The following is a 26,443-nucleotide window of genomic DNA, read 5'->3' as shown; positions in this document are numbered from 1 at the left end:
GCGTCGAACGGCAGCGGGGGAGTTGGAAGCGGGAAATCGCGACTTCTTTATACAGGCTGCTGAAAAGTCAAAAGCCCAATCCGGGGATTGGGCTTTTTTTCCAGGCCGCCACGGGCTTAGCTCAAAGCGCTGTTGCGTTCGATCACGCGGTCACCACCACCTTCGGCCAGGGTTTGGCCTTGTGGGGTCTTGTCGTAGCCGTCGGAAGCCAGGGTCTGACCTTGTGGGGTCTTGTCGTAACCATCGGAGGCCAGGGTTTGACCTTGTGGAGTCTTGTCATAACCGTCCTGAACCAGACCTTTCTCTTCCAGACGATCACGGCCACCTTCGGCTAAGGTTTGACCTTGTGGGGTTTTGTCGTAGCCATCTTGAACCAGACCTTTTTCTTCCAGACGGTTACGACCGTTTTCAGCCAGGGTCTGGCCTTGTGGAGTGCGGTCCGAACCGTCAGCCGCGACAGTCTGGCTGAACACCGAGTGGCTGGATTTCACTTGCGGGGTAGCCTGATCGGCAGCTGGCAGAGCGAAAGCGGTGCTGGCCAGCATCGAGAGGGTAAGACTGAACAGAAGTTGGCGTTTCATGATGGGTTGCTCCTTGGGAGGGCGATAAAGTGGGTACGAAGCCAATGCTACTCTCGATAAGTCGATATAAAAGTTCATAAACACAATGGTAATAATCAACAGAATTGATTGTTCGCTTGGGAGGCTCTAGCTCGGGCGTTTCAGGCGGGCGGTTTTGCACTGCGGTGGGTATTTTCCACCCACTTGCGCCCCGCAAAAGTGCGGGGCCGGTAACGCCGATTCGACCGATCGGTCAGAATGGCCACCGTTTTTTGGCCCCGATGGGGCTTTCGATTAAACCTGCGGGCGGTTTGTCAGTCGTAGACTTCATGAGGGCCTTGCAAGGCCCGTTGTATCAGCGGCGTCGATCCGCAGTCGTTTTCAGGAGTTTTGTGCATGACGCGCACCCGTAAAATCTTCGCCTGGACCTTCGCCACCCTCGTGCTGTTGCTGGCGGTGCTGGTCCTGATCATCGTGTTCTTCGACTGGAACCGGATCAAACCGCCGCTCAACGCCAAAGTTTCGGAAGAACTGCACCGAGCGTTCGCCATCAATGGCAACCTCGCCGTAGTCTGGCAGCGCGAGCCGGACGAGGGCGGCTGGCGTGCCTGGGTGCCGTGGCCGCACGTGGTGGCTGAAGACCTGACACTGGGTAACCCGGACTGGTCCAAACAGCCGCAGATGGTCACCCTCAAAAAGGTCGAGTTGCGCATTTCGCCGCTGGCCTTGCTGGCGCAACGGGTGACGATCCCGCGCATCGACCTGACCGAACCCAACGCCCAATTGCAGCGTCTGGCCGATGGCCGGGCCAACTGGACGTTCAAATTCGATCCCAAGGACCCGAATGCCGAACCCTCGAACTGGGTGGTGGACATCGGCGCCATCGGTTTCGACAAGGGGCACGTCACCCTGGACGACCAGACCCTCAAGACCAATCTCGATCTGTTGATCGATCCGCTGGGCAAACCGATTCCCTTCAGCGAAATCGTCGGCGACAAAGCGGCGAAAACCGCGCTGGAAAAGGGCGGCGCGCCGCAGGATTACGCTTTTGCACTGAAAGTCACCGGCCAATACCACGGTCAGAAACTCACCGGACAAGGCAAGGTCGGCGGCCTGCTGGCCCTGCAGGATGCGGCCAAGCCGTTCCCGCTGCAGGCTCAGGCGAAGATCGGCGATACCAGCATCGAGCTCGCCGGCACACTGACCGATCCGCTGAACCTCGGCGCCCTCGACCTGCGCCTGAAACTGGCGGGCGCCAGCCTTGGCAATCTCTATCCGCTGACCGGCGTGACCCTGCCGGACACGCCGCCGTACTCCACCGACGGTCATCTGATCGCCAAGCTGCATGAGCCGGACGGCGCGCAGTTCCGCTACGAGCAGTTCAACGGCAAGATCGGCGGCAGCGACATTCACGGCGACCTGGCCTACGTCGCCAGCCAGCCACGGCCCAAACTCAGCGGGGCGCTGCTGTCCAATCAGCTGCTGTTTGCTGACCTCGCGCCGCTGATTGGCGCGGATTCCAACGACAAGCAAAAGGCTCGCGGCGGTGAAAGCAAACAACCGGCGGACAAGGTTCTGCCGGTGGAGGAGTTCAAGACTGACCGTTGGCGGGCGATGGACGCCGACGTCGAATTTACCGGCAAACGCATCGTCCACAGTGAGAAGCTGCCGTTCACCGACCTCTATACCCACCTCAAGCTCAACGACGGCGAACTGAGCCTGGAACCGCTGCGCTTCGGCGTGGCCGGCGGCAATCTCGATGCGCAGATCCGCCTCAACGGCCGCACCGAACCTTTGGAAGGCCGGGCGAAATTGACCGCGCGCAAGTTCAAGCTCAAGCAGCTGTTCCCGACCTTCGAGCCGATGAAGACCAGTTTCGGCGAGCTCAACGGCGATGCCGACATCAGCGGTCGCGGCAACTCGGTGGCCAAGCTGCTGGGTGGCGCCAACGGCAACCTGAAGATGCTGATCAACGACGGCGCAATCAGCCGTGAGTTGATGGAACTGGCGGGACTCAACGTCGGCAACTACGTGGTTGGCAAGGTCTTTGGCGACAAGGAAGTGAAGATCAATTGCGCGGCGGCGGATTTTGATATCAAGACCGGCCTGGCGACCACGCGGCTGTTCGTGTTCGATACCGAGAACGCGATCATCTACATCGACGGCACGGCGAACATGGCCACCGAGCAACTGGACCTGACCGTGACGCCGGAATCCAAGGGTTGGCGTCTGATTTCCCTGCGTTCACCGCTGTACGTACGCGGCAAGTTCATCAAGCCGGATGCCGGGGTCAAAGCGGTGCCGCTGATGCTGCGAGGGGCCGGGATGGTGGCGCTGGGTGTGATCGCTGCACCGGCGGCGGGGCTGCTGGCGCTGGTGGCGCCGAGCGGTGGCGAGCCGAACCAGTGCGCGCCGTTGCTGGAGCAGATGAAGGCGGGCAAGGCACCCGTGACCGTCAAACCAACCAAATGATTCTTTAGCGTTTATCAGAAAGCTATCGCGTGCAAGCCTGCTCCCACAGGTTCAGTGAAAACCCTGTGGGAGCGGGCTTGCCCGCGATTGGATCTGGAGAATCAGAGGTCTTTCAGAATGTCCGCCATGTCATCGGCATGCTCTTCTTCCTGGGCCAGAATATCTTCGAAGATCCGCCGGGTGGTCGGATCCTTTTCGCCAATGTACTGGATGATCTCGCGATAGCTGTCGATGGCGATCCGCTCGGCCACCAGGTCTTCGTAGACCATTTCCTTCAGGGTTTTGCCGGCCACGTATTGCGCGTGGGACATCTTCGACAGCAGATCCGGATTGAACTCGGGCTCGCCGCCCAGTTGCACGATGCGCTCGGCAAGGCGGTCGGCGTGAGCCGCTTCCTGAGTGGCGTGCTCGAGAAATTCATCGGCGGCGACGTTGGCCTTCAAGCCGTTGGCCATGAAGTAGTGGCGCTTGTAGCGCAAGACGCAGACCAGTTCAGTGGCCAGCGATTCATTGAGCAGACGCAGCACTTCTTCTCGATTGGCGCTGTAGCTTTCGGTCACCGCGCCGTTTTCGACGTGTTGTCGTGCGCGCTCGCGCAGGGTTTGAACATCAGACAAATGCAGGTCACTCATTTCAGTCTCCTGGAGGCTAATCCGATTTGGCGCCACGTTCTGCCGACGTGATCGCTACCCAGGTTGTGAGTGATGCGCGCTGCAAAAAGTTTTATGTATTTTTCGGCGATCTCGGCGACAGTCCGGACAACTGCGCTTCTTCCTGCAGCCAGGCGAAGAACGCCCGCACCGGCGGATGCCGCTCGCGCCCCGGCACGCACAGTGCGCTGTAGCCCGCGCCATCGACCTGCACCTCGCCCTTGTACGGCACCAGCAAACCGCTGGCGACGCTCTCCGACACCAGAATATTGCTCGCCAGCACCAGCCCTTGCCCAGCGATGGCCGCTTGCAGGGCGTAGTGCTCTTCGTCGTATTCACGGATCACCGGATGCTGATTCATCCAATTCTCCCCGGACTTGCCGCACCAGGCTTCCCAGCCATGGGCGTACAGCTTCGAGTTGTGCCAGTGCACGCTGATCAGCGATGGCGTGCGACGGGCGGCCAGCGCCACCTGCTCCGGCGAGCCGTAAACGCCGAACGATTCATCGAACAGACACAGTCCGTAGAGGTTCGGGTAATCGTCGAGGCTGTAGCGCAACACCAGATCGACACTGGCGTCCTGATGCAGGTCGATCACTTCGCAGTGGGTGTCCAGACGCACGTTGATGTTCGGGTGTTTCGCGTAAAACCGCCCCAGTCGCGGCACCAGCCACAGGGCGGCGAACGCCGCTGTGGTCGACAGCGTCAGGCTGCTGCCGCTGCGCTGCGGGCGCAGGGTGTCGACGCTTTGTGCCACTTCCAATAGCGCGCCGTGCAGGCTGCGGAACAGCCGCTCGCCGCCCTCGGTCAGGCGCACCTGACGCGGCAGGCGTTCGAACAGCGCCACGCCGAGCCAGTCCTCCAGCGAGCGGATCTGATGGGAAATCGCCGTCGGCGTCACCGCCAGTTCTTCGGCGGCCGCCTTGAAGCTCAACAGGCGTGAGGCGGATTCGAAGGCGCGCAGGGCAGTCAGTGGCAGTGAGGCGAACATGGAAAACTCCACGGATGAAATCAATTCATCCAGACTGATTATTGCTCATTTGAAGTGAAGGGGTGATGCCTGCAATCTGGCGCCACACAGTCACTCAAGTCTAGTCCCAAGGAGTTTCAGATGAGCAAGATTCTTGCGATCCATGCCAGCCCACGCGGTGAGCGTTCCCATTCGCGGCGCCTGGCGGAAAGTTTTCTCAGCGCCTGGCAAGTCCGTCATCCGCAGGCGCAAGTCACTCGCCGTGAAGTGGGCAGGGCACTGATTCCGGCGGTCAACGAGGCGTTTGTCGCCGCAGCGTTTTATCCGGAGCCCGAGGCGCGGCCGCTGTCGATGCTGGCCGACCTGGCCCTCAGCGATCAACTGGTGGGCGAGTTGTTCGATCACGACCTGCTGCTGATTTCCACGCCGATGTACAACTTCAACGTGCCCAGCGGCCTCAAGGCCTGGGTGGATCAGATCGTGCGTCTGGGTCTGACGTTCGACCACACCCTGGACAACGGCGTGGCCCAGTACACGCCGCTGCTGAAGGGCAAGAGAGCGCTGATTGTCACCAGTCGCGGTGGCTTCGGTTTTGGCCCGGGTGGCGAGCTGGAAGCGTTGAACCACGCCGATCCGTGGCTGCGCACGGCGCTGGGATTCATCGGCATCAACGACGTCACGGTGGTCGCGGCCGAGGGCGAAGAATCCGCCGAACGCACCTTTGCGGTGTCGGTGGCCGAGGCCGAGCAGCGCTTGCTCGACCTGGCCCGGGAGTTCTAGGTGGCCTGGCTGTTTCTGCTGATCGCCGCCGGGTTCGAAGTCACCTTCGCCATGGGCATGAAATACGCCGAAGGTTTCACCCGGCTCTGGCCGTCGCTGATTACCGTGGTCGCGGCGGTGGGCGGGGTTTATTTCCTGACCCTGGCCATGCGCGAGCTGCCGGTGAGCATCGCCTATCCGATCTGGACTGCCATCGGCTCGCTCGGCACGGTGTTTCTCGGTTTCGCGCTGTTGGGCGAGAGCCTGACGCTGGTGAAGTTGCTGTCGGTGGGGCTGATTGTGGCGGGGGTGGTGGGGCTGAAGTAGGCTGGTCGTGGACTTGTCATCATCGAGGAGGATGCTTGGCGGGCGTTTTGCAAGTCATGCATCCACCCACCGACCACAGGGATGTCTGCCCATGTCGCAGGATTCGGCCACACGTTATCCACTGGTGCTGGTGCCGGGAATGCTCGGTTTCATCCGTCTGGTGCTGTACCCGTACTGGTACGGGATCATCAAAGCGTTGCGCCGGGGTGGGGCGACAGTGATTGCGGTGCAGGTGTCGCCGCTCAATTCCACCGAGGTGCGCGGCGAGCAGCTGCTGGCGCGGATCGATGAAATCCTGCGCGAGACGGGTGCAGCGAAGGTCAATCTGTTCGGCCATAGCCAGGGTTCGCTGACGGCGCGTTATGCGGCGGCGAAGCGCCCGGATCTGGTGGCATCGGTGACTTCGGTGGCGGGGCCCAATCACGGTTCGGAACTGGCCGACTATCTGGCGAAACACTATCCGGCAGACAGCGCCCGGGGCCGCATTCTTGAGGCGCTGTTGCGTTTTGTCGGCTGGCTGATGGCGATTATGGAAACCGGTTACCACGGACCGAAACTGCCGGTGGATATCCATGCTTCGCACAACTCCCTGACCACTGAAGGGGTGGCGCTGTTCAACCAGCGTTATCCACAGGGCTTGCCGGAAACGTGGGGCGGGCACGGGCCGGAAGAGGTCAACGGCGTGCGCTATTACTCGTGGTCCGGCACCTTGCAGCCGGGCAAGACCGACCGTGGCGGCAACCTGTTCGACGGCACCAACCGCAGTTGCCGGTTGTTCGCCAAAACCTTCGTGCGCGAGCCGGGACAGTGCGACGGCATGGTCGGACGCTTCAGCTCGCACCTCGGTACGGTCATCGGTGATGACTACCCGATGGATCACTTCGACATCGTCAACCAGTCACTGGGACTGGTCGGCAAAGGCGCGGACCCGGTGCGGCTGTTCGTTGAGCACGCGGCGCGGTTGAAAGCCGCCGGGGTCTAGGCGGCGCTTGGAGTGCGGGAGCGGCCGAGGACGGTGGTCCAGCGCTCGGAAAGAATCACCCCGCCCAAGGTCAGCAAGCCGCCCACCAGGTGATACATCGCCAGTTGTTCCTTCAGCACCACCGCAGCAATCAGCGCGGTGATCAACGGCAACAGGTTGAAGAACAGCGTGGTCCGGCTCGGCCCCAAACGCTGCACGGCCTGCATCCACGCCAGCGGCGCGAGCATCGAGGCCAGCAGGCACGCGTACAGCACCAGCGGAATGTTCTGCAGGGTCAGGCCGGTTTTCGGCGACACGGCATACAGCGGAAACAGCACCACCACCGCCACCAGCACCTGAAGGTACAGCAACACCAGCGGCGGCAGGCGCAGCTGCCATTTTTTCAGCAGCGTGCTGTAGATCGCGTAGGCGAGGGTGGCGATCAGCATCATCGCGTCACCCAGGTTCACCCCGTGTTGCAGCAATGCGCCGAGGCTGCCGGACGACACCACCACCAGCACACCGGCAAATGACAGCACCGCACCGACCAGCGCGCCGGCGGTCAGGCGCTGGCCGAGACTTATGATTGCCATGGCCAGCGACATCAACGGCATCAACGACAGGATGATGCCCATGTTGGTGGCGCTGGTCATGGTCGCCGCGAAGTAAGCCAGGCTCTGATAGACCGCCATGCCCAGCACGCCGAGGATGAAAATCTTGCCCAGGTTCGGGCGGATCTGCGGCCAGTGTGCAATTACCTTTTTCAGCATGAACGGGGTGAACAGCAGCCCGGCGAGCAGCCAGCGGTAGAAGCCGATTTCGGCGGGGAAGATCGCACCGACGGCCAGCTTGTTGATCACGGTGTTGCCGGCCCAGATGAAAATCGCCAGCAGGGGAAACGCGTATTGCATGGGAGGAGAAACCAGTACGTTGATGAACGGTGATTATCCCCTGTCTGGATGCAGGCCTATACTGCGAACCTGACAACCCGCCCCTGATTCCGGACAGCATGAACAGTAAACACATCGATCTGCTGGATTTCAGCGAATTGCCGTCGGCGGTGTATTTCCGCTATGCCGACTTCAACGCCCACGAATACGCCGCGCCGCACCGCCACCCGTGGGGCACGCTGGAATACGCGGCCCACGGCGTGCTGCACATGGATGTCGACGGCAGCCGCTTCATGTCGCCGCCGCAATATGCGGTGTGGGTGCCGCCGCAGGTCGAGCACAGTTTCTACAGTCATCAGCCGGTGAATTATCGGGCGGTGTGCCTGGCGCCCGAGGTCTGCGCGGACTTGCCGGCGCAGGCTTGCACGCTGGCGATCAGCGATATTCTCAAGGCCATCCTCAAGGACTTCGCCGCCCGGGATGTGAAGATCCCCGCGTTCGACGCCGACCAGCGTCTGGCCCAGGTGCTGGTGGATCAACTGCGCCAGGCGCCGGTTCATCAGTGTTATCTGCCGTACGCCAGCAGCCCCGGGCTGCTGACCATCCTCGAAACCCTGCAGGCCGAGCCCGGCAACAACGAGCCGCTGGCGCACTGGGCGGCGCAGGTGCATGTCAGCGAGCGCACCCTGGCCCGGCAATTCGTGCGGGAGCTGGGGATGAGTTTCGGCGAATGGCGCCAGCGCTTGCGCTATCTCGCCGCCATCGAGGCACTGGAGAGTTCGCGCAGCGTGCAGGAAATCGCCTTCGATCTCGGTTACAGCAGCGGCTCGGCGTTCATCGCCATGTTCGCCCGTCAGGCCGGGTGCACGCCGGAGCAATACCGGCGCAGTCACCTGGAGAGCAGGAAGGTGTAACAAGCTTTGACTACACTCAGCCGGAGGCCGTATCCATCGATGCGGCGACAAGGAGAAAACTCCATGAAGATGCTGCGTGTCCCTTTGTTGATGATCGGTCTGCTGCTGTGCTCCCAGGGTTTCGCCGCCACGGCGCAACAGAACAAGATGACCACCTGCAACGCCGACGCCACGGCCAAGAGCCTCAAGGGCGACGAGCGCAAAGCCTTCATGAGCACTTGCCTGAAGGCAGCGCCGGCGGCCAATGACGCCAAGACCCTGACCCCGCAGCAGGAAAAGATGAAGACCTGTAATGCCGACGCCAAGACCAAGGCGCTGACCGGCGACGCGCGCAAGGCATTCATGAGTGATTGCCTGAAGAAAAAATAAGATCGACAGATCGCAGCGAGCGGCAGGGCATCCGCTCGCTTCGGCGCCGGATCGCTGGCAGACTGCCAATCCTTTTACGCCGTTCGTTTTGAGGCTGTATGCCAACGTTTTCTGAGCGTCATGTTGTGTTCTGGGTCAGTTGCATCATCATTTTCGGCGGTTTGCTGCTGGTATTGCCGCTGCGCTTGTTGCCCAGTCTGTTGGCCGGGTTGTTGGTGTTCGAGCTGGTCAACATGCTCACTCCGCAACTGCAACGGCTGATCGAAGGCCGCCGTGCGCGCTGGCTGGCAGTGGCATTGCTGGGCACGCTGGTGGTGAGTGTGCTGGCGCTGATCTTTGCCGGGGCCATCAGTTTCCTGCTGCACGAGGCGGAAAATCCCGGGGCTTCCCTCGACAAATTCATGGGTGTGGTTGACCGTGCGCGCGGGCAACTACCGCCGTTCCTTGACAGCTACCTGCCCGCCAGCGCCGCCGAGTTCCGCGTGGCCATCGGTGAATGGGCGAGCAAGCATCTGTCCGAGCTGCAACTGGTGGGCAAGGACGCGGCGCATATGTTCGTGACCCTGCTGATCGGCATGGTGCTCGGCGCAATCATTGCCTTGCAGCGTGTGCCGGACGTCACCAAGCGCAAGCCGCTGGCGGCCGCACTGTTCGACCGTCTGCACCTGCTGGTTCAGGCGTTTCGCAACATCGTCTTCGCACAGATCAAGATTTCCCTGCTCAACACCTTCTTCACCGGGATCTTCCTGGCGGTGATCCTGCCGCTGTTCGGGATCAAGCTGCCGCTGACCAAGACCCTGATCGTGCTGACGTTCCTGCTCGGTCTGCTGCCGGTGATCGGCAATCTGATGTCGAACACGCTGATCACCATCGTCGGCCTGTCGCTGTCGATCTGGGTGGCGGTTGCCGCGCTGGGTTATCTGATCTTTATCCACAAGCTCGAATACTTCCTCAACGCGCGCATCGTCGGCGGGCAGATCAGTGCCAAGTCCTGGGAGTTGCTGCTGGCGATGCTGGTGTTCGAGGCCGCGTTCGGCCTGCCGGGGGTGGTGGCGGGGCCGATCTATTACGCGTATCTGAAGAGTGAGTTGAAGCTGGGCGGGATGGTTTAAGGACAGCGAAGATCCTTGTCAGATGGTTCCCACGCAGAGCGTGGGAACCCTCAGCGTGGTGTCAGTTCATCGAGCCATAACGCTTCATGGCTTCAATTGCCAGACCGCTGCCGATGCTGCCGAATATGTTCCCTTCCACATGCCGCGCGTTCGGCAACATCGCCGAAACGCTGTTGCGCAGCGCCGGGATACCGCTGGAACCGCCGGTGAAGAACACCGTATCGACCTGACCCACCGCCACATCGGCGTCCGCCAGCAATTGCGTGACGCTGCCGCGCACCCGCTCAAGCTGCGCCTCGATGGCCGACTCGAACAGGGCGCGGGTCAACTCTACGTTCAGCCCGGACTCGATCCGGTCCAGCGGCACGTGGCGGCTGTCGTTGTGGGTCAGATGAATCTTGGTTTCTTCCACTTCCATCGCCAGCCAGTGCCCGGCGCGCTGTTCGATCAGCTTGAACAGACGGTCGATGCCGCCGGTGTCCTCGATGTCGTAGCGCATGCTGCCCAGGGCCAGGGTCGATTTCTGCGAATACACCGAGTTGATGGTGTGCCAGGTCGCCAGGTTCATGTGGTGGCTGGTCGGCATGAATGCGCCGCTCTTCATGCGGCTGCCGTAGCCGAACAGCGGCATCAGGCCCTGCAGGCTCAGTTGCTTGTCGAAGTCGGTCCCGCCGATGTGCACGCCGCCGGTGGCGAGAATGTCGTCGTGACGGTTATCCATGCCCCGACGCTCGGGTGACAGGCGCACCAGCGAGAAGTCCGACGTACCACCGCCGATGTCGACGATCAGTACCAGTTCTTCCTTTTCGATGGTCGACTCGTAGTCGAAGGCCGCGGCAATCGGCTCGTACTGGAAGGACACGTCCTTGAAACCGAGCTTGCGCGCCACTTCCACCAGGGTGTCTTCGGCTTCCTGGTCGGCCAGCGGATCGTCGTCGACGAAGAACACCGGGCGGCCCAGCACCACCTGCTCGAACTCACGACCGGCGGCGGCTTCGGCACGGCTCTTGAGCTGGCCGATGAACAGCCCGAGCAGGTCCTTGAACGGCATCGCGGTGCCGAGGACGCTGGTGTCGTGCTTGATCAGCTTGGAACCGAGCAGGCTCTTGAGCGAGCGCATCAGCCGGCCTTCGTAGCCTTCCAGGTATTCGTGCAGCGCCAGGCGACCGTAGACCGGGCGGCGTTCCTCGATGTTGAAGAAGACCACCGACGGCAGGGTGATCTTGTCGTCTTCCAGCGCGATCATCGTTTCCATGCCGGGGCGCAGCCAGCCGACGGTGGAGTTGGACGTGCCAAAGTCGATGCCGCAGGCACGGGCTGGAGAGGCGTCTTTCATGTCTTTCGGTTCCGGTCAAAAAAACGGCCGCGCAGTGTATGTCAGTGCGCGACAGATTCGAAGGCCGGTCATCCGCTATTTCGCGTCTAAGCTTGCTTGAAAGTCGGCGCTTTGCCCCAAACTTGCTGGCATGGGCCGGCAGACACACCGGCGGTCGCAAGAACCGCCGTCCACTGCCGATAAACTTCTGCTGCGCCACCCGGTCACAACCTTGAGATCGGTCAACCAGCCTTGCGCGAATCGGCGCATGCTGGCAACGGCGCGAAATCGATAACGGATGGTGATTCCTTCGATGGACTTCAAAGACTATTACAAGATACTCGGCGTGGAGCCGACGGCTGACGACAAGGCAATCAAGGCTGCCTATCGCAAGCTCGCGCGCAAATACCACCCCGATGTCAGCAAGGAAAAAGACGCCGAGGCCAAGTTCAAGGACGCCTCGGAAGCCTATGAAGCGCTGAAAAGTGCCGACAAGCGCGCCGAATACGACGACCTGCGTCGCTACGGCCAGCACGGTCAGCCGTTCCAGGGCCCGCCGGGCTGGCAGAGCCGTGGCGGCTTCGGTGGCGGTGGTGGCGAAACGGGTGATTTCTCGGACTTCTTCAGTTCGATCTTTGGCAATCGCGGCCCCGGTTTCGGTGGCGGCGCTGGCCGGCAATCCCGCAGCGCCGGGCGCCGAGGGCAAGACGTGGAACTGGAACTGCCGATTTTCCTGGAAGAAACCCTGTCGAACGAATCGAAAAAGATCAGCTTCCAGGTGCCGCAATACAACGCCAGCGGCCAGCACGTCAGCAACACCAGCAAGAGCCTGAACGTGAAGATCCCGGCGGGCGTGACCGACGGCGAGCGCATCCGCCTCAAGGGCCAGGGCGCACCGGGCATCGGTGGCGGCGCCAATGGCGATCTGTACCTGACCATCCGTTTTGCGCCGCACCCGAAATTCGATGTCGAAGGCGAAAACCTGATCATCACCTTGCCGCTGGCTCCGTGGGAACTGGCGCTGGGCACCGAAGTGGCCGTGCCGACCCTGACCGGCAAGATCAACCTCAAGGTGCCGGCCGGCAGCCAGAACGGTCAGCGCATGCGCGCCAAGGGCCACGGTCTGCAGAACAAGGCCGGCGAACGCGGTTACTTGTTCGTCCAGCTCAAGGCCGTGATGCCGAAGGCCGCCGGCGATGACGTCAAGGCGCTGTGGCAGGAACTGGCGAAGAAGGCCGCCTTCAATCCGCGAGAGAACTTCTGATACTGACGACGGAGTAGCCCATCATGAGCAGCCCCCTGATCGTTCAACTGGACATGGCAGAATTCTGTGAGGCGGCCGATCTGTCGGACGTCTACGTGATCGAAATCGTCGAACACGGCATCCTCGAACCTCAGGGCGCACAGCCCCGGGAATGGCGCTTCACCGATTACGAACTGGCCCTGGCCAAACGCGCCGCCAAGCTGCGGCGCGACCTGGAGCTGGAATGGGAAGGCGTCGCCCTGGCGCTGGACCTGCTGGAAGAAGTGCAGGAACTGCGGGCCGAGAACCGCATGCTCCGTCAGCGGTTGGGGCGGCTGGTGGTCGAGTGACCGCTTCAGGTCTTCCTTGGCAGCATTACGCTGAACAGCGTCCCTTCGGTTTCGCTTGAGCTGACTTCGATCGTCCCGCCGTGGGCGGTCACCACTTCCTTGACGATGAACAGCCCCAGACCGAGGCTGGTCGATGGCTGGCCAAGTTCTTCGTCGGCGCTGCGTACCAGCGGATCGAAAATCGTGCCGATGGCTTCATCCGGGATCGGCTCGCCATAGTTGTGCACCGACAGATGCACCGCGTCGTTCTCGCCGCGCAGGGTCACGATCACTTCTCGCGGATTCGAACCATGCTGCAGGGCGTTGCCGATCAGATTCTGCAGCAACTGATCCAGCCGCCCGGCATCCCAGACACCTCGGGTATCGCCGTCGATCTTCAGGGTCGGATCGCATTCGGGATTACCGGCGCAGGCTTCGGCGATGGCCGCTCGCACCGTGTCGGCCAGATCCATCGGCGCCGGTTCGATGGGCAGGCTCTTGCCGAGGCGGCTGCGCACCAGTTCCAGCAGATCGCTGACCATCGCCGCCATGTGCCGCGCGCCGTGTTTGATATTCAATGCGCAGGTCAGCGCATCGCCTTCCAGAGTGGTTTTGCGCATCAGCAGCTCGGTCGACATGCTGACCGCTTGCAGCGGTGCGCGCAGGTCGTGGCCGAGGATCGCGAGAAAAATGTCGCGCGAGCGGTTGACCTGCTCGGCGTAGGCGGCGGTCGATTCGGCGAGGGCTTCGTCGATGGCTTCGTTGAAGCGGATCATGTCCTGGAAGTACGCCATGTCCGGCGACTGCAACGTGCCGACCCACAAGCGGATCACGCAGGCGCGCAGGTGGCGGAATTCCGAAGTCATCTGCACCAGGTCGAAGCCCACGGTATGGCGCAGCTCACCGTGGCTGGCGCCGGCCTCGTCGAGGCTCGGGGTTTTCTCCGGCCCTTCGCCCTTGGCCTTGGCGAGCTGCTCGCTGGCGGTCTGTGCGGTTTCCATGTCGCGTGCGGCGGCCAGCAGAATCGCCCGGGCATGGTCGCGCAGCGCCGCCTGGTCCAGAGTGTCGGCCGCCGGAGTGATGGTCCTGGCGAACTGTTCCCATTCCTCGACGATGTGATCCGCGTGTTGCCGGATGAATTCGGATAAACGCATGTCCGGGTTCCTGGAAATTCAAGGCGGGGCGTTCGAATATTAGCCCCTTTGCGCGGGAATGAAAGCGCCGCTCGGGTCTGAAATTTCCGCTGACAAGACGTCTTGCGACAAGACATATGTACCTCAGCCCCGGCGGTTCTCCATGGTCTGCTTTCGCTCCATTTCAAGGAGCGAAACCATGTCCGAAATCCCCGCCGCTTCACCTTCTCCGGACAATCTTGCACCGCCGGGTCCGTTCGTGACGCAAAGCCTGCACGCCGGCTGGCTTCAGCAGTCCAGCCCCGAGTGGCTGATCAATGCACCTATGCGTCAGCGCGAGGCATTGAAGAATGCCGACGCCGTCCCGCCGGAATGGTCCAGGCGCGCCTCCCGCGAGCAACGCAAGGCCGTGGGTGATGCTGCGGCCGCCAGCCTCGCCGCCCGGTCGCGCCTGGACAAGGCCATGTCGACCTTTCAGGACATCGACAGCTTCGCCGCGCCATTGCTGACCCAGGCGCTCAAGGACCGTTTCAACGTGACGCTGGATGTCAACAAGACCTGGCTGGTCCTGAACAAACCGGTGGAGATGGGCATTTTCGCCATTGAAATCGATTTTTTCGAAGTCTTGAAGCTGCCCTTGCTACAGGCAGCCCTGCATAACTTCGAAGCCCGTGAATGTAAAAACGGGGCCTTTCATCGCACATCGGGATTTCGCCTCGAAACCTCGACACCAGGAACCCTGGAACCGTTGAGTACCCGTCTCACGGTCGAACAGTTCACCGGCTTGTGCCGTTCACTGGACATCGGGGCGAAGTATCAGGCGTATCTCAAGGACTTCCTGCACCCCAGGGATGCGGTGGCCGAACATGTGCTGCGCGACAAATTCATCGACGCGCACAAGACCGCCCTGCGTGCGGCTTCCGAACTGGCCCTGGTCAAGGGCGACATCGGGCGCGAAGACTACGCTTCGATTCGCTCGGTCCTCAATGGCGAGCTGTCGCCCCGTCAGGGTCATCGGCAGATCTGGTTTCGTGATCTGGGACTGATGGGCCGGCGCATGACCGGCTGCGTACTGTTCACGATCTGCGAAAAGTACCGCTACAGCGACGACTCGATCCTCTATGTCCCGAGCGATCCTTTCCACCCGCTCAAACGCTACAAGGGCCGGGAGATGGAGGCGATGTTCAAGCAGCGCTTCACCGCGCAAGACGCCAGTCAGGCACATCCCGCAGAGCCGAATGCCTACCAGCGCTTTTTCAGCCAGTTCGTCGCCTATGCTGACCGGCCACGCTTTTTCAGTCAGTTCACCGACGACACGCCCGACCGGACATTCGCACAGAGACTGGAGCCCCACGCTCCGCTGTTCAATGAGATTTTCAAGGCCCTCAACCCGATCAACGCGGCGCTTACCGGGATTCGTGAGTTGCCGCCGGCGTCACCGGTCGCGCAGGTGCCGAATGTGGATCCATATCTGAATCCGGTGGACCTGTCCCGCAAGGGCCACGGGATCTGGGCGGATAATGTCGATCTGTGGAATTACCTGTTCGACCAGCATCGTGAGCGCCTGATTGCCGATGCTCGCAGCCATGCGGTACCCACGGCGGATGTCGATGCCAGAGTGCGCTCGGAAAAGCTCGCCGCGCTGCTGAACATCGGCATGCTGGTGCTGACCGGCATTTCGATGTTCGTGCCGGTATTGGGCGAAGTGATGATGGTGGTGATGACCGGGCAACTGCTCGAAGAAACCTTTGAAGGCGCCATCGAGTGGAGTGAGGGGGATCGCAAGGCTGCAAAGGGACACCTGATCGATGTCGCGCAAAACCTCGCGTTGATTGCCTTGATGGCGGGGGCCGGCAAGGGGCTTGCCCGGCTGACTGCTGCCAGATCGACACCGGTCATCGAGAACCTGCATCAGGTACAGATGCCAGACGGCACGACCCGATTGTGGAAGCCTGACCTGCACGGCTACGACAGTCCGGTCACTCTGGACTCGCGTGCGGCACCAAACGCACTGGGGCAGTACCGGGTCGGGCAAAACCACTACATTCGGCTTGAAGGCAAGACGTACCGGCAGACTTACGACGAGTCGCTCAAGGCATGGCGAATCAATCACCCGGACGATCCGCAGGCTTATCAACCGCCGCTGGCCCACAACGGCGCCGGCGCCTGGCGACATACGCTCGAGCGTCCGCAGGAGTGGGACCGGCTGACACTCCTGCGGCGCATCGGCCACAGCACTGATGTTTTCGCTGACGAGCAGTTGCTGACCCTTGCCGATATGGCCGGTGTCAGCGATGGCGCCCTGCGCAAGATGCACCTGGACAATGCCTTGCCACCCCCGGAGCTGGTGGAGGCCATGCGCCTGTTCAACACCGAGCGGGATGCCGGACTGATCGTCGAGCAGATTTCAGGACGACAACCCATTGATGATCGCTATCTGCAGGTGCTGCCGCTGCTGCCCGACATGCCACGCTGGCCGTGGGGGCGGCAGTTGAAGGTCTACGATGCTGCCGATCTGTCGGGCACTGCGCACGGCTACGGGGTGAAGCGCGGGGGCAAGGCACCGATCCGGATCAGCCGGGCCGAGGTGCTGAGCGGTGCGTTGCCGGCGCGAATTCTCGCGGCGCTGGATGAAGCCGAGACGGTTCGTCTGTTGGGTGGCGAGCCTGCACGCGTTCGGGCGGCTCGGACGCAGGAACTCGCCGGACAAATTGCCGACTTTGCCAGCGCCCGTCAGCCTGCGTTGTTCGACAGCCTGCTCAAAGGTGCTGCTCCGGTGTCAGCCCGGACGGCAAAGCTGCAACGGATTTTCCCCGCCCTGACCGAGCAAGGGGCATCCGCTGTCCTGCGTCAGGCGAGCGCAGGAGAGCTGGCGAGGCTGGACAGCACCGCGAAGATTCCGTTGCATTTGCAGGAGCTCGGTCGCTGGTATGGCCAGACAGGTCGCCTGACCCGGGCTCTGGCCGGGTTGCGCAGTGAAACCATGGCTTCTGCCGACAGCCGCCATCTCGCGTTGCAGACGTTGGGACGACTGCCAGGCTGGTCCAATGATGTGCGTCTGGAAATCCGTGAGGGCAGCATCAACGGCCCGATGCTGGACGCCATCGGCAGCGAAACCGCCTCGACTCGCAAGTACCTGGTCAAGTACGGAGATGCCTATCAGGCTGTCAATGAACGTGACGAGCCGCTCAACAGCATCCCGCACAAAGGCGACAATTTTTACGCTTCGTTGATGCATGCCTTGCCCGATGAGGCACGTCATGGGCTGGGCCTGCCGAATGCCTGGCAGGGCAACGATCTGCAACGCACGATCATCGAACGGGCGCTCGCCGAACGCAGCCAGTCGGCCCGGACTCTACGGGTGGGCAGCGTCGACAAACCATGGTTCAAACCACCGCGACGCATCGCACCCGGCGTGCTCGGTTATCCCGCCAGTGGCGACGGCCCGGGGCCGAGTCAGGCGTTGACCGTTCACGTGCAGAACGTTTATCCGGGCTTGAATGACGCCCAGGCCCGAGGTTTCATTCTTGAACAATGGCGGGCGGGCAGGAGTGATCAACAGATTTTTCATCTGCTCAACAACCGGTTGAGCGAGTGGCGGGAGCTGGAGACAACACTCGATCAATGGTTGATGGCGCAGAACCTGCGTTTGCGCACTACCCGTGACGAGTTCGTCAACGTGGTGCAAAGCATCAAGGACTGCTGGCGCAATGCACCGCTGGCCGAACACAGTCCGCACGCGGCCCGCCTGACGCTGGTCAGTGACGCACCTCTGCCGTCATTGACGGCGGACTTTACCCACGTTCGTGAACTGACACTGCATACCCCGCTGGTCGGCGATACGCTTGCAGCGTTTCCCAATGTCGAGAAACTCGCCCTGAGCGCGAGTGTGGCGGAGTTCGACAAAGTGCTCGCGACATTGAAAACACTGCGACACATGACCCGCCTGAAACTCTCCACGCCGATTACCGGCCAGGTGGCGTCGCGTGTGCGGGAGCTGACCCGGCTGGAAGAACTGGAACTGCGCTGTACCGCCAGCGGAGTGAATCCGGTGGTGCCGATGACACTCGATGTCGGCGGCATGCGGCAGTTGCGCCGGCTCGTAGTCGGCAGTCCGCAGATGCACCAATGGCCGCAGGGGGTTCTCGATCTGCCGCGACTGGAGCGCCTGAATCTGCGATCGACCGCGATCAATACCCTGCCGATGGAAATCTATGAAGGCCATCAACGACTGTTGTCCGGTCTGTCACTGGACTGGTCGAAATTTCCGCGTCGGGTGTTCAAGCCGATCTATGAGTTTGTCCGGAATCAGCCTCGGCATCTGCTCGACCTGGATGAAATGGTCGCCGACTACTGTCGCGGCGAACTCAAGCGTTTTGTCGGCATGGAACCGAGCCTGTTCGATGTCTTGAGTACCGGGTTCAAGGCGCAGTGGACGGACGTCGGCAGTCGTTTCGCCGCGATCGAAACCTTGAGTGAGCAATTCAGTGAGCTGAACCGGCTTCAGGAATGGGTCGGCTCCGAGCCGACAGTGTCAAATGGCGGTGCAGCACGCTCGGCGGTGGCCGAGGCGTTGAGAAGCAGTTGGCGCAGCGGGTTGTTCCAGCGCTATGGCGCGCGCACCGAAAGCCTGTTCTACAACTTGTATGTGAGCCTGCCCAATGATGCCTCGGTGCTGGATATTCTCGGCTCGCCGGTGGAGAGCCTGCCGACCTTGTCCGCTGAAGGTTTCACCCACGTCAGAAGCTTGCACCTGGCAGGATTGCAGGCTCCGGTTGATCAACTGCGCGGGTTCATCCGTACGTTTCGCAATGTCGATACCCTGGACCTGAGCCATTGCGATTTGTCGGCGCTGCCACTGGAGCCTGGTGATCTGCCGGCGCTTGAAACGTTGAATCTGCATGACAACCCGTTGAGCAGGATCGACGTACGCGGGATGAATCGCCTGATGGCGCTGGACTTGAGTGCCACGGCCCTGCGCGAATGGCCGAGCGGTATCGAGGAGCTGCCGGAACTGACCTGGCTGGACCTCAGTGACAGCCGGTTGACCTCGCTGCCGGATGCGCTGCTGGCGCGTGATGCATTACTGCTCGATACCAGCCTGACCGGCACTCCGTTGAATCCGCAAGCCAAAGCAGCTCTTGCCACTGCGCGGCAGAGGATTGAAGAGAATCGAGGCCTGGTTCCCGGTTCATTGCAGCGTTTTGCGCTGGAAGAGACGCGTCACCGTACACCGCCCACCGAAAGTGGCTCGGTCATTGCCCGACGATTGCTGCCGTTACCGCCGTCGCTGGGAGTCGAAGGCCCGGCGGGCTGGGTCGCACGCGTCCAGCGCCTGCGCCCGCAGTACGACAGCGCCCGGGCGCAACAGGCCATCGAGCGGATGCAGGTCGCGGGACTGACCGAGGTGCAGATTGGTGAGCAAATCGACGCATGGGACCGCGACTTCGAGTCCCTGACGCGGCGTCTGAACGATTGGCTGTTCACCCATGAAACCCGGGGCATGGATTGGGTCGTGTCATCGCGCACCCGCCAACTTGCCGCACAGCGCATCATGGAATGCTGGCGCGAAGGCACGGTCGACTGGAATGGTGTTGCGGATCGCGAGCTGGACCTCAACGGTCTGCAGGTGGGCAACCTGCCCGAGCCGGGCGCAACGTTCGCGGCGGTGAATAGCCTGAATCTCGGGGGTGTCAAACTTACTTCGCAAGGCTCCAGCGGTTTTCTCAGGGCATTCACTCACCTGCGCCGCCTCAGCCTCAGCGGCAATCACCTGCCGGCGGTGCCCGAGCCGGTGACACAAATGCTTCAGCTGGAGCAGCTGGAACTGTCGCTCACCGGCCTTGCGGACTCCGCTGCTGCGGGGCTGGCGCTGGAGACGCTTACACAGTTGCAGTGGCTGGACCTGAGCCACAACAGCCTGCGTTCCTTCAGTGTCACGGGGTTCGGGCAGCTGGAGCGGCTGGATCTGAGCGATAACCTGCTTACCGCCTGGCCGGAGGGCTTATTGCAAGCCCCACGCTTGCAAATGCTCGACTTGAGCAACAATGAAATCGCATCGATCCCCACAGCGTTGTATGACGGCAGCCATGCGGCTTTATTGGCCGGAAGCAACCTGGCGGAAAACTACGAGATATCGCAACAAAGTCTGCTCAGGCTGCGTGAATACGCCGATGCCCATGGACGGCGTGACGTGCTGGGCCTGACGTATGCCGACATCGACCGGATGATCGATGACATGGACAGCACCACCGAAAGCGATGCCGAAGAGCTGGAGGTCGAAAGCGAACCTGATGAGGTCCTTCCGGCACTGGCCGAAACGGTCCTTGAGCAGCAAGTGACTCCGTGGATTGAAAACCTCCCCGAGGAGGACGCCGGGCGTTATCGGGCGATGTGGCAGCGGTTGGCTGCCGAACCCGACAACGAAGCCTTCTTCCATCTGCTTTCCCGGATGCCGGACACCGAAGAGTTCCGGGTTTTTCGCGCCGATCTGACCCGACGGGTCTGGGGAATCGTCGAGGCGGCCGCTGACAGTCAGGAGCTGCGTGACACGCTGTTTTCCATGGCGACCACGCACACGACCTGTGTCGACGGGCGAACCCTGGCGCTCAGCGAGATCGAGGTCAAGGTGTATGAGTACAACGCCTTGCGGCACCTGCAGCCAGGTCTTGCAGCGAAAGGTCGGGCGTTGCTCGATTTGTCGCGTCAACTGTTTCGCCTGGGGCAGGTGGAAAAACTCGCGGCCCGCCGCATGGGCCGTCACGCCGATCCGGCGGAAGTGCGTCTGCAGTATCGAATCGGTCTGACGTCAGGCTGGGAGGACGGTCTGCAACTGCCGGGGCAACCCAGTCACATGCGGTTTGCCCGGCCGCTCAGGGGCGATGATCTGGTAGCGGCCCGCGCGGCGGTCATGCGAGCCGAAACGAGTGAGCAGTTTTATGAAGAACTGATCAGCCGTGATTACTGGGTTCAGTACCTGACCGAGAAATACCCGGCTGAACTTGACGCGCTCAAGCGCAACGCGGATGAAAAGCTGCAACGACTCGAGGATGAATACGAAGACGTGACCAGCATGGCGTACCAGGAGGCGGTACAGATACTTGAGGTTGAGCGCAGTATTGAGCGCAACCAGCAACTGATTGCCCTGTCGCGCCTGGAAACAGGCGAGCCGGTGATGGTCGGGCTCGACGATGAGCGGCCCGGAACTTCGCGGTACTCGATGGACACTTCAACCCGCTGAGGCGTTGGCAGCCCCGGTCGTCGAAAGGCTCGAAGACCGGGGCCAGACATCAGAACAGAAAGTAACGCTGGGCCATCGGCAGGGTTTCGGCCGGTTCACACCAGAGCAATACGCCGTCGGCCTTGACCTGGTAGGTCTGCGGGTCGACATCGATGTTCGGCAGGTAATCGTTGTGGATCAAGTCGGTTTTCTGCACGTCGCGGCAACCTTTGACCACGGCGATTTTCTTCTTCAGGCCCAGTGCTTCGGGCAGCCCGGATTCCTGAGCCGCCTGGCTGATGAAGGTCAGGCTGGTGGCGTGCAGCGAGCCGCCGTAACTGGCGAACATCGGACGGTAGTGCACCGGTTGCGGGGTCGGGATCGAGGCGTTGGCGTCGCCCATCAGGCTCGCGGCAATGGCGCCGCCCTTGAGGATCAGCGTCGGTTTCACGCCGAAGAACGCCGGGCGCCACAGCACCAGATCCGCCCATTTGCCGACTTCCACCGAACCCACTTCATGGCTGATGCCATGGGTGATCGCCGGGTTGATCGTGTACTTGGCGATGTAGCGTTTGGCGCGGAAGTTGTCGTTGTCTTCTCCGTCCTGAGGCAGAGGGCCGCGCTGTTTTTTCATCTTGTCGGCGGTCTGCCAGGTGCGCGTGATGACTTCGCCGACGCGGCCCATGGCCTGGCTGTCGGAGCTGATCATCGAGAACGCGCCGAGGTCGTGGAGGATGTCTTCGGCGGCAATGGTTTCACGGCGGATGCGGCTTTCGGCGAACGCCACGTCTTCGGCGATGCTCGGGTCGAGGTGGTGGCAGACCATCAGCATGTCGAGGTGTTCGTCGATAGTGTTGCGGGTGAACGGCCGGGTCGGGTTGGTCGAACTCGGCAGCACGTTGGCGAAACCGCAGGCCTTGATGATGTCCGGCGCATGGCCGCCACCGGCACCTTCGGTGTGATAGGTGTGGATGGTGCGGCCCTTGAACGCGCCGAGGGTGGTTTCGACGAAACCGGATTCGTTGAGGGTGTCGGTGTGGATCGCTACCTGCACGTCGTACTGGTCGGCGACGCTCAGGCAATTGTCGATACTCGCCGGGGTGGTGCCCCAGTCTTCGTGCAGCTTGAGGCCGATGGCGCCGGCCTTGACCTGTTCGATCAGCGGCTCCGGCAGGCTGGCGTTGCCCTTGCCGGTGAGGCCGATGTTCATCGGGAACGCATCCGCCGCCTGAAGCATCCGTGCCAGATGCCACGGCCCGGAAGTGCAGGTCGTTGCATTGGTGCCGGTGGCCGGCCCGGTGCCGCCGCCGATCATGGTGGTGACACCGCTCATCAGCGCTTCTTCGATCTGCTGCGGGCAGATGAAGTGGATGTGGGTGTCGATGCCGCCGGCGGTGAGGATCATGCCTTCGCCGGCAATCACTTCGGTGCTGGCGCCAATGGCGATGGTCACGCCGGGCTGCACGTCCGGGTTGCCGGCCTTGCCGATGGCGGCGATGCGCCCGTCCTTGAGGCCGACGTCGGCCTTGACGATACCCCAGTGGTCGATGATCAGCGCGTTGGTGATCAGCGTGTCGACCACTTCGGCGGCCAGCAACTGGCTCTGGCCCTGGCCGTCGCGGATCACTTTGCCGCCGCCGAATTTCACTTCTTCGCCGTAGGTGGTGAAGTCCTGTTCGACCTCGATCCACAGCTCGGTGTCGGCCAGGCGCACCTTGTCGCCGACGGTGGGGCCGAACATGTCGGCGTAGGCTTGACGCGAGATCTTCATGTGTTCGCCTTGGAATTCAATTGGTTTTGAGATCGTTCGCTGCGCTCACTTTCGCGAGCAGGCTCGCTCCCACAGGGGATCGGATTCCAGCTGGAGGAACTCGGTTTAATGTGGGAGCGAGCCTGCTCGCGATGGGGGCACTGCAAAATTCAGAGGTCACCCATGACCCGCCCGGCAAACCCGAACACCCGGCGATGCCCGGCGTAATCAACCAGTTCCACCTCGCGACTCTGGCCCGGCTCGAAGCGCACGGCGGTGCCCGCCGGGATGTTCAGGCGCATGCCGCGGCTGGCGTCGCGGTCGAAGGTCAGGGCGTCGTTGGTTTCGAAAAAGTGGTAGTGCGAGCCGACCTGGATCGGTCGGTCGCCGCTGTTCGCCACTTTCAGGCTGATCGTGCGGCGACCGACGTTGAGTTCGATGTCGCCGGGCTGGATCCGGTATTCGCCGGGAATCATCAGTTCGCTCCTTGCAGGACTTTGTAATAGAGGGCCGTCGGGCGATAGGTACCGTTCGGGTCGCAGGCGTAATCGGGGATTTCCCCGGCGCGGGTGTAACCCAGGGCCTTGTAGAAATCTTCGGCGGGGGAGCCGGCCTCGGTGTCGAGGTAGAGCATGCCGCGCTTGTACTGGCGGGCCGTCAGTTCCAGCGCTTCCATCAACTGCTGGCCGAGGCCGCGCCGGCGGGCCTGTTCGCGCACCAGCAGTTTCTGCACTTCGGCGCGGTTCAGGCCGTTGGCCTTCTGGCACAGACCCAGTTGTACGCTGGCCTGCACCTGTTCGTCCTTGACCACCACCCACAGCAAGACGTTGCCCTTGTTCAGGTTGTCCTGCACTTCATCGAAATAGGCGCGGGCCTGCGCGGCATCGAGATCGGCCATGAAGCCGACGCTGGCGCCATAACCCACAGCGTCCAGCAGCAGCTCGATCAGGCCCTGACGATAGTGCGCAAAACTTTCAGCATTGACGCGTCGCAGTTGGGCGGGGTTCATCGGTGTCACTCCTTGTTGGCGGGCGGCGGCTCCGCGCCAGGATTGAGGGTCAGTTGCATGAAGGTCAGGTCGAGCCAGCGGCCGAACTTGGTGCCGACCTGCGGCATCTGCCCGGTGGTGATGAAACCGGCGCGCTCGTGCAGGCGGATCGACGCCGCGTTGCCGCTTTCGATGGCGGCGACCATGACGTGCTTGCCACAGGTTTTTGCGCGTTCGATCAACGCGGTCATCAATTGCGGGCCGAGGCCGTTACCGCGCTGGTCGCTGCGCACGTAGACCGAATGCTCGACGGTGTGACGGAAACCGTCGAACGGCCGCCAGTCACCGAACGAAGCGTAGCCGAGGGTGGTGTTGTCGGCGTCGACGATCACCAGGATCGGATAAGCCTGAGCCAGGCGGGCGCTGAACCACGCCTGACGATTGCCGAGATCGACGGCGGATTCATTCCAGATCGCCGTGGTGTTGAGCACGGCGTCGTTGTAGATGTCGCGGATCGCCGGCAGGTCGGCGTGCAGGGCATCGCGGATGGTGTAAGTCATGGCGCGGCCTCAGACGATCGGTTGGTGGACGGTGACCAGTTTGGTGCCGTCGGGAAACGTCGCTTCGACCTGGATCTCCGGGATCATTTCCGGGATGCCTTCCATTACCTGCTCGCGGGCCAGCAGGGTGGTGCCGTAGTGCATCAGCTCGGCCACGGTCTGGCCGTCGCGGGCGCCTTCGAGCAGCGCCGCGGAGATGTAGGCCATCGCTTCCGGGTAGTTGAGCTTCACGCCGCGGGCCAGTCGCCGCTCGGCCACGAGGCCGGCGGTGAAGATCAGCAGCTTGTCTTTTTCGCGTGGGGTCAGGTCCATCGTTTGAAATCCATTGTCGGCAGTTGAAGAAAATCAGGTGTTCCAGATTCGGGGAGGCAGGGTTTCGCGGCCAAGCAGCGCAGGCCTGAGTAATCGCCAGAGTTCGATCAGCCAGGCCCGCGCCAGCAACGCTTCACTGGCCAGACAACGCGCAACCAGCAACCCCGGCAATTGCGTCAGATCCCCGCGCACTTCATGCCCCAGCGAGCGGCAGCGCTCCAGCAATTCAGCATCAATCTCGCCGGTGACCAGCAACGTCGCAAACACCGGATGGCCGTCCAGTCCGATCGGCGAATCAAGCAAGCCGTCAGCGCCGACGATGCGCTGGCGTTCATGCCACAGCAACCGGCCATCGCGGCGAATATCCAGATGCGCCTGGAAATGCCCGAGGTCGAAACGCTCGCCACTGGCCGGGCGCCCGAGGGCCACCACGTCCCAGTAGAACAGCCGCGCATCGCCTTCAAGCTCGATCGAGGTCGAGAGTTCCGCCTGGGCGGCGCTGTAGACGATGGTTTCCTGGGGCAGCCACTCCAGTGTCGCGCCGTCAGCGACGCGCAGGTCCAGCGACTGATAAGCGGGGCCCGCCGCGCGATACCACTTGGCCGCGCCGGGGCTGGTGATCTGTGCCCAGGCGCCCGGTTCCACGCGGGCGCTGATGTTCAACCGGTCACCGCCGGCAATGCCGCCCGGCGGGTGGACGATGATGTGCTGGCAGACCTCGGGCCCTTCGGCGTACAGATGCTTTTGCACCCGCAGCGGGCCGAGGTGGCGACGACGGGTCGGGCGCGTGCAATCGCCGAAGCGGGCATAGGCCAGCTCCAGCTCCGCATGCCAGCTCGGGGTAAACAAGGCAGTCGCTAAAGGTAAGTTCATGTTTTCTGATTATCGTTAGGACGCTACAGGTTAGATCGTAACCAGTCCGCGCACACCCTCGCTTTCCATATTTTCTCCACGGCCCTGCTGCACGATCTCGCCCCGGGACATCACCAGGTACTGATCGGCCAGTTCGGCGGCGAAATCGTAGAACTGTTCCACCAGCAGAATCGCCATGTCGCCCCGGGCCGCGAGCTTCTTGATCACTGCGCCGATTTCCTTGATCACCGACGGCTGGATGCCCTCGGTGGGCTCGTCGAGAATCAGCAGGCGCGGGCGGCTGGCCAGTGCGCGGCCGATGGCGAGCTGTTGTTGCTGACCGCCGGACAGGTCGCCGCCGCGGCGCTGTTTCATTTGCAGCAGCACCGGGAACAGTTCGTAGATGAATGCCGGAACTTCTTTGGCTTCGCTGCCGGGAAAACGCGACAGGCCCATCAGCAGGTTTTCTTCCACGGTCAGCCGGCCGAAAATTTCCCGGCCCTGCGGCACGTAGGCGATCCCGGCGTGTACCCGTTGATGCGGCTTGTACGTGGTGATCGGTTTACCTTCCCAGTTCACCGCGCCTTCCTTGGCCGGTAGCAGGCCCATCAGGCATTTGAGCAGCGTGGTCTTGCCCACGCCGTTGCGGCCGAGCAGGCAGGTCACTTCGCCGACCTTCACGTCAAAGCTCAGGCCGCGCAGGATGTGGCTACCGCCGTAGTACTGATGAAGTTTTTCGACTTGCAGCATGTTGGAAT

At 62.1% G+C, this 26,443-nt stretch carries 23 protein-coding genes; 10 read left to right on the top strand and 13 right to left on the bottom strand.

Annotated elements, in window-relative coordinates; translation table 11 throughout:
- Nucleotides 1–116 precede the first annotated feature (116 nt).
- Entirely contained in the window at nt 117–581 is a 465-nt protein-coding gene (locus AC07NR_RS14180) for a hypothetical protein (protein ID WP_114881238.1), read from the bottom strand.
- Nucleotides 582–956: 375 nt separating this feature from the next.
- Between AC07NR_RS14180 and AC07NR_RS14175 the strand changes: the two genes are divergently transcribed.
- Nucleotides 957–3,032 carry an AsmA family protein gene (locus AC07NR_RS14175; protein ID WP_085711184.1) on the top strand — a complete coding sequence of 692 codons (2,076 nt, stop codon included), beginning with the start codon at nt 957–959 and terminating at the stop codon, nt 3,030–3,032.
- A 101-nt stretch (nt 3,033–3,133) separates the two neighbouring features.
- Here AC07NR_RS14175 and AC07NR_RS14170 read toward each other — a convergent pair whose 3' ends face one another.
- Both AC07NR_RS14170 and AC07NR_RS14165 read right to left on the bottom strand, forming a co-directional pair.
- Nucleotides 3,134–3,664 (bottom strand): ferritin-like domain-containing protein, encoded by a 531-nt coding sequence (locus tag AC07NR_RS14170; protein ID WP_085711185.1) that lies wholly within the window; start codon nt 3,662–3,664, stop codon nt 3,134–3,136.
- Nucleotides 3,665–3,755: 91 nt separating this feature from the next.
- On the bottom strand, nt 3,756–4,685 hold the full coding sequence (locus AC07NR_RS14165) for a LysR substrate-binding domain-containing protein (RefSeq protein ID WP_432218422.1): 930 nt from the start codon (nt 4,683–4,685) through the stop codon (nt 3,756–3,758).
- A 108-nt stretch (nt 4,686–4,793) separates the two neighbouring features.
- On the opposite strand from AC07NR_RS14165, the gene AC07NR_RS14160 reads away from it, so the two are divergent.
- The 3 genes from AC07NR_RS14160 (at nt 4,794) to AC07NR_RS14150 (ending at nt 6,720) form a co-directional block, all read left to right on the top strand.
- Nucleotides 4,794–5,432 (top strand): FMN-dependent NADH-azoreductase, encoded by a 639-nt coding sequence (locus AC07NR_RS14160; protein WP_495078802.1) that lies wholly within the window; start codon nt 4,794–4,796, stop codon nt 5,430–5,432.
- Nucleotides 5,433–5,738 (top strand): DMT family transporter, encoded by a 306-nt coding sequence (locus AC07NR_RS14155; RefSeq protein ID WP_011332220.1) that lies wholly within the window; start codon nt 5,433–5,435, stop codon nt 5,736–5,738.
- Between the two features lie 91 nt (nt 5,739–5,829).
- On the top strand, nt 5,830–6,720 hold the full coding sequence (locus tag AC07NR_RS14150; protein WP_495078801.1) for an alpha/beta fold hydrolase: 891 nt from the start codon (nt 5,830–5,832) through the stop codon (nt 6,718–6,720).
- Here AC07NR_RS14150 and AC07NR_RS14145 read toward each other — a convergent pair.
- A complete protein-coding gene (locus tag AC07NR_RS14145; protein WP_248743049.1) occupies nt 6,717–7,610 on the bottom strand; it encodes a DMT family transporter in 894 nt (297 codons plus the stop codon). The genes AC07NR_RS14150 and AC07NR_RS14145 overlap by 4 nt on opposite strands.
- 98 nt (nt 7,611–7,708) lie before the next feature.
- Here AC07NR_RS14145 and AC07NR_RS14140 point away from each other — a divergent pair, with 98 nt between their 5' ends.
- From AC07NR_RS14140 to AC07NR_RS14130, 3 genes are all read left to right on the top strand, one after another.
- A complete protein-coding gene (locus AC07NR_RS14140; protein ID WP_085711295.1) occupies nt 7,709–8,503 on the top strand; it encodes an AraC family transcriptional regulator in 795 nt (264 codons plus the stop codon).
- Nucleotides 8,504–8,566: 63 nt separating this feature from the next.
- Nucleotides 8,567–8,872, top strand: coding sequence for a PsiF family protein (locus AC07NR_RS14135; protein WP_065258819.1), 306 nt, complete (start codon nt 8,567–8,569; stop codon nt 8,870–8,872).
- A 98-nt stretch (nt 8,873–8,970) separates the two neighbouring features.
- Nucleotides 8,971–9,984, top strand: coding sequence for an AI-2E family transporter (locus tag AC07NR_RS14130; RefSeq protein WP_085711192.1), 1,014 nt, complete (start codon nt 8,971–8,973; stop codon nt 9,982–9,984).
- A gap of 61 nt (nt 9,985–10,045) precedes the next feature.
- Here the strand turns inward: AC07NR_RS14130 and AC07NR_RS14125 are convergent, their stop codons facing one another.
- Nucleotides 10,046–11,320, bottom strand: coding sequence for an Hsp70 family protein (locus AC07NR_RS14125; protein ID WP_495078800.1), 1,275 nt, complete (start codon nt 11,318–11,320; stop codon nt 10,046–10,048).
- A gap of 292 nt (nt 11,321–11,612) precedes the next feature.
- Between AC07NR_RS14125 and AC07NR_RS14120 the strand changes: the two genes are divergently transcribed.
- Together AC07NR_RS14120 and AC07NR_RS14115 are read left to right on the top strand one after the other, a co-directional pair.
- Nucleotides 11,613–12,563 carry a DnaJ C-terminal domain-containing protein gene (locus AC07NR_RS14120; protein WP_248738498.1) on the top strand — a complete coding sequence of 317 codons (951 nt, stop codon included), beginning with the start codon at nt 11,613–11,615 and terminating at the stop codon, nt 12,561–12,563.
- 23 nt (nt 12,564–12,586) lie between these two features.
- Nucleotides 12,587–12,892 (top strand): chaperone modulator CbpM, encoded by a 306-nt coding sequence (locus AC07NR_RS14115; RefSeq protein WP_119429418.1) that lies wholly within the window; start codon nt 12,587–12,589, stop codon nt 12,890–12,892.
- Nucleotides 12,893–12,897: 5 nt separating this feature from the next.
- On the opposite strand, the gene AC07NR_RS14110 is transcribed toward AC07NR_RS14115, so the two are convergent.
- Nucleotides 12,898–14,025: a sensor histidine kinase gene (locus tag AC07NR_RS14110; RefSeq protein WP_248738497.1), complete on the bottom strand. Its 1,128-nt coding sequence runs from the start codon at nt 14,023–14,025 to the stop codon at nt 12,898–12,900.
- Nucleotides 14,026–14,203: 178 nt separating this feature from the next.
- Here AC07NR_RS14110 and AC07NR_RS14105 point away from each other — a divergent pair, with 178 nt between their 5' ends.
- On the top strand, nt 14,204–21,244 hold the full coding sequence (locus tag AC07NR_RS14105; protein WP_495078799.1) for an NEL-type E3 ubiquitin ligase domain-containing protein: 7,041 nt from the start codon (nt 14,204–14,206) through the stop codon (nt 21,242–21,244).
- 49 nt (nt 21,245–21,293) lie between these two features.
- Here the strand turns inward: AC07NR_RS14105 and ureC are convergent, their stop codons facing one another.
- The 7 genes from ureC to urtE all read right to left on the bottom strand — a co-directional run bounded on the left by ureC (nt 21,294) and on the right by urtE (nt 26,435).
- Nucleotides 21,294–22,994, bottom strand: a complete 1,701-nt coding sequence (gene ureC / locus AC07NR_RS14100) for an urease subunit alpha (RefSeq protein ID WP_248738495.1) — start codon at nt 22,992–22,994, stop codon at nt 21,294–21,296.
- Nucleotides 22,995–23,143: 149 nt separating this feature from the next.
- Nucleotides 23,144–23,449, bottom strand: a complete 306-nt coding sequence (locus AC07NR_RS14095) for an urease subunit beta (protein ID WP_495078798.1) — start codon at nt 23,447–23,449, stop codon at nt 23,144–23,146.
- Complete coding sequence (locus tag AC07NR_RS14090) at nt 23,449–23,982, bottom strand: GNAT family N-acetyltransferase (RefSeq protein ID WP_119429414.1); 534 nt, start codon at nt 23,980–23,982, stop codon at nt 23,449–23,451. Before AC07NR_RS14090 ends, AC07NR_RS14095 begins: the two co-directional genes overlap by 1 nt.
- Before the next feature lie 5 nt (nt 23,983–23,987).
- Nucleotides 23,988–24,521 carry a GNAT family N-acetyltransferase gene (locus tag AC07NR_RS14085; protein WP_495078797.1) on the bottom strand — a complete coding sequence of 178 codons (534 nt, stop codon included), beginning with the start codon at nt 24,519–24,521 and terminating at the stop codon, nt 23,988–23,990.
- Between the two features lie 9 nt (nt 24,522–24,530).
- Complete coding sequence (gene ureA / locus AC07NR_RS14080) at nt 24,531–24,833, bottom strand: urease subunit gamma (protein WP_248738491.1); 303 nt, start codon at nt 24,831–24,833, stop codon at nt 24,531–24,533.
- 33 nt (nt 24,834–24,866) lie between these two features.
- Nucleotides 24,867–25,706 (bottom strand): urease accessory protein UreD, encoded by an 840-nt coding sequence (locus tag AC07NR_RS14075; RefSeq protein ID WP_248738490.1) that lies wholly within the window; start codon nt 25,704–25,706, stop codon nt 24,867–24,869.
- A 30-nt stretch (nt 25,707–25,736) separates the two neighbouring features.
- Complete coding sequence (gene urtE, locus AC07NR_RS14070; protein ID WP_248738489.1) at nt 25,737–26,435, bottom strand: urea ABC transporter ATP-binding subunit UrtE; 699 nt, start codon at nt 26,433–26,435, stop codon at nt 25,737–25,739.
- Between the last annotated feature and the right edge of the window lie 8 nt (nt 26,436–26,443).

Source organism: Pseudomonas sp. GW821-FHT09C09, assembly GCF_059418105.1.
The sequence above is the reverse complement of the archived record's forward strand: the minus strand, read 5'-3'. Positions and strand labels throughout refer to the sequence as shown.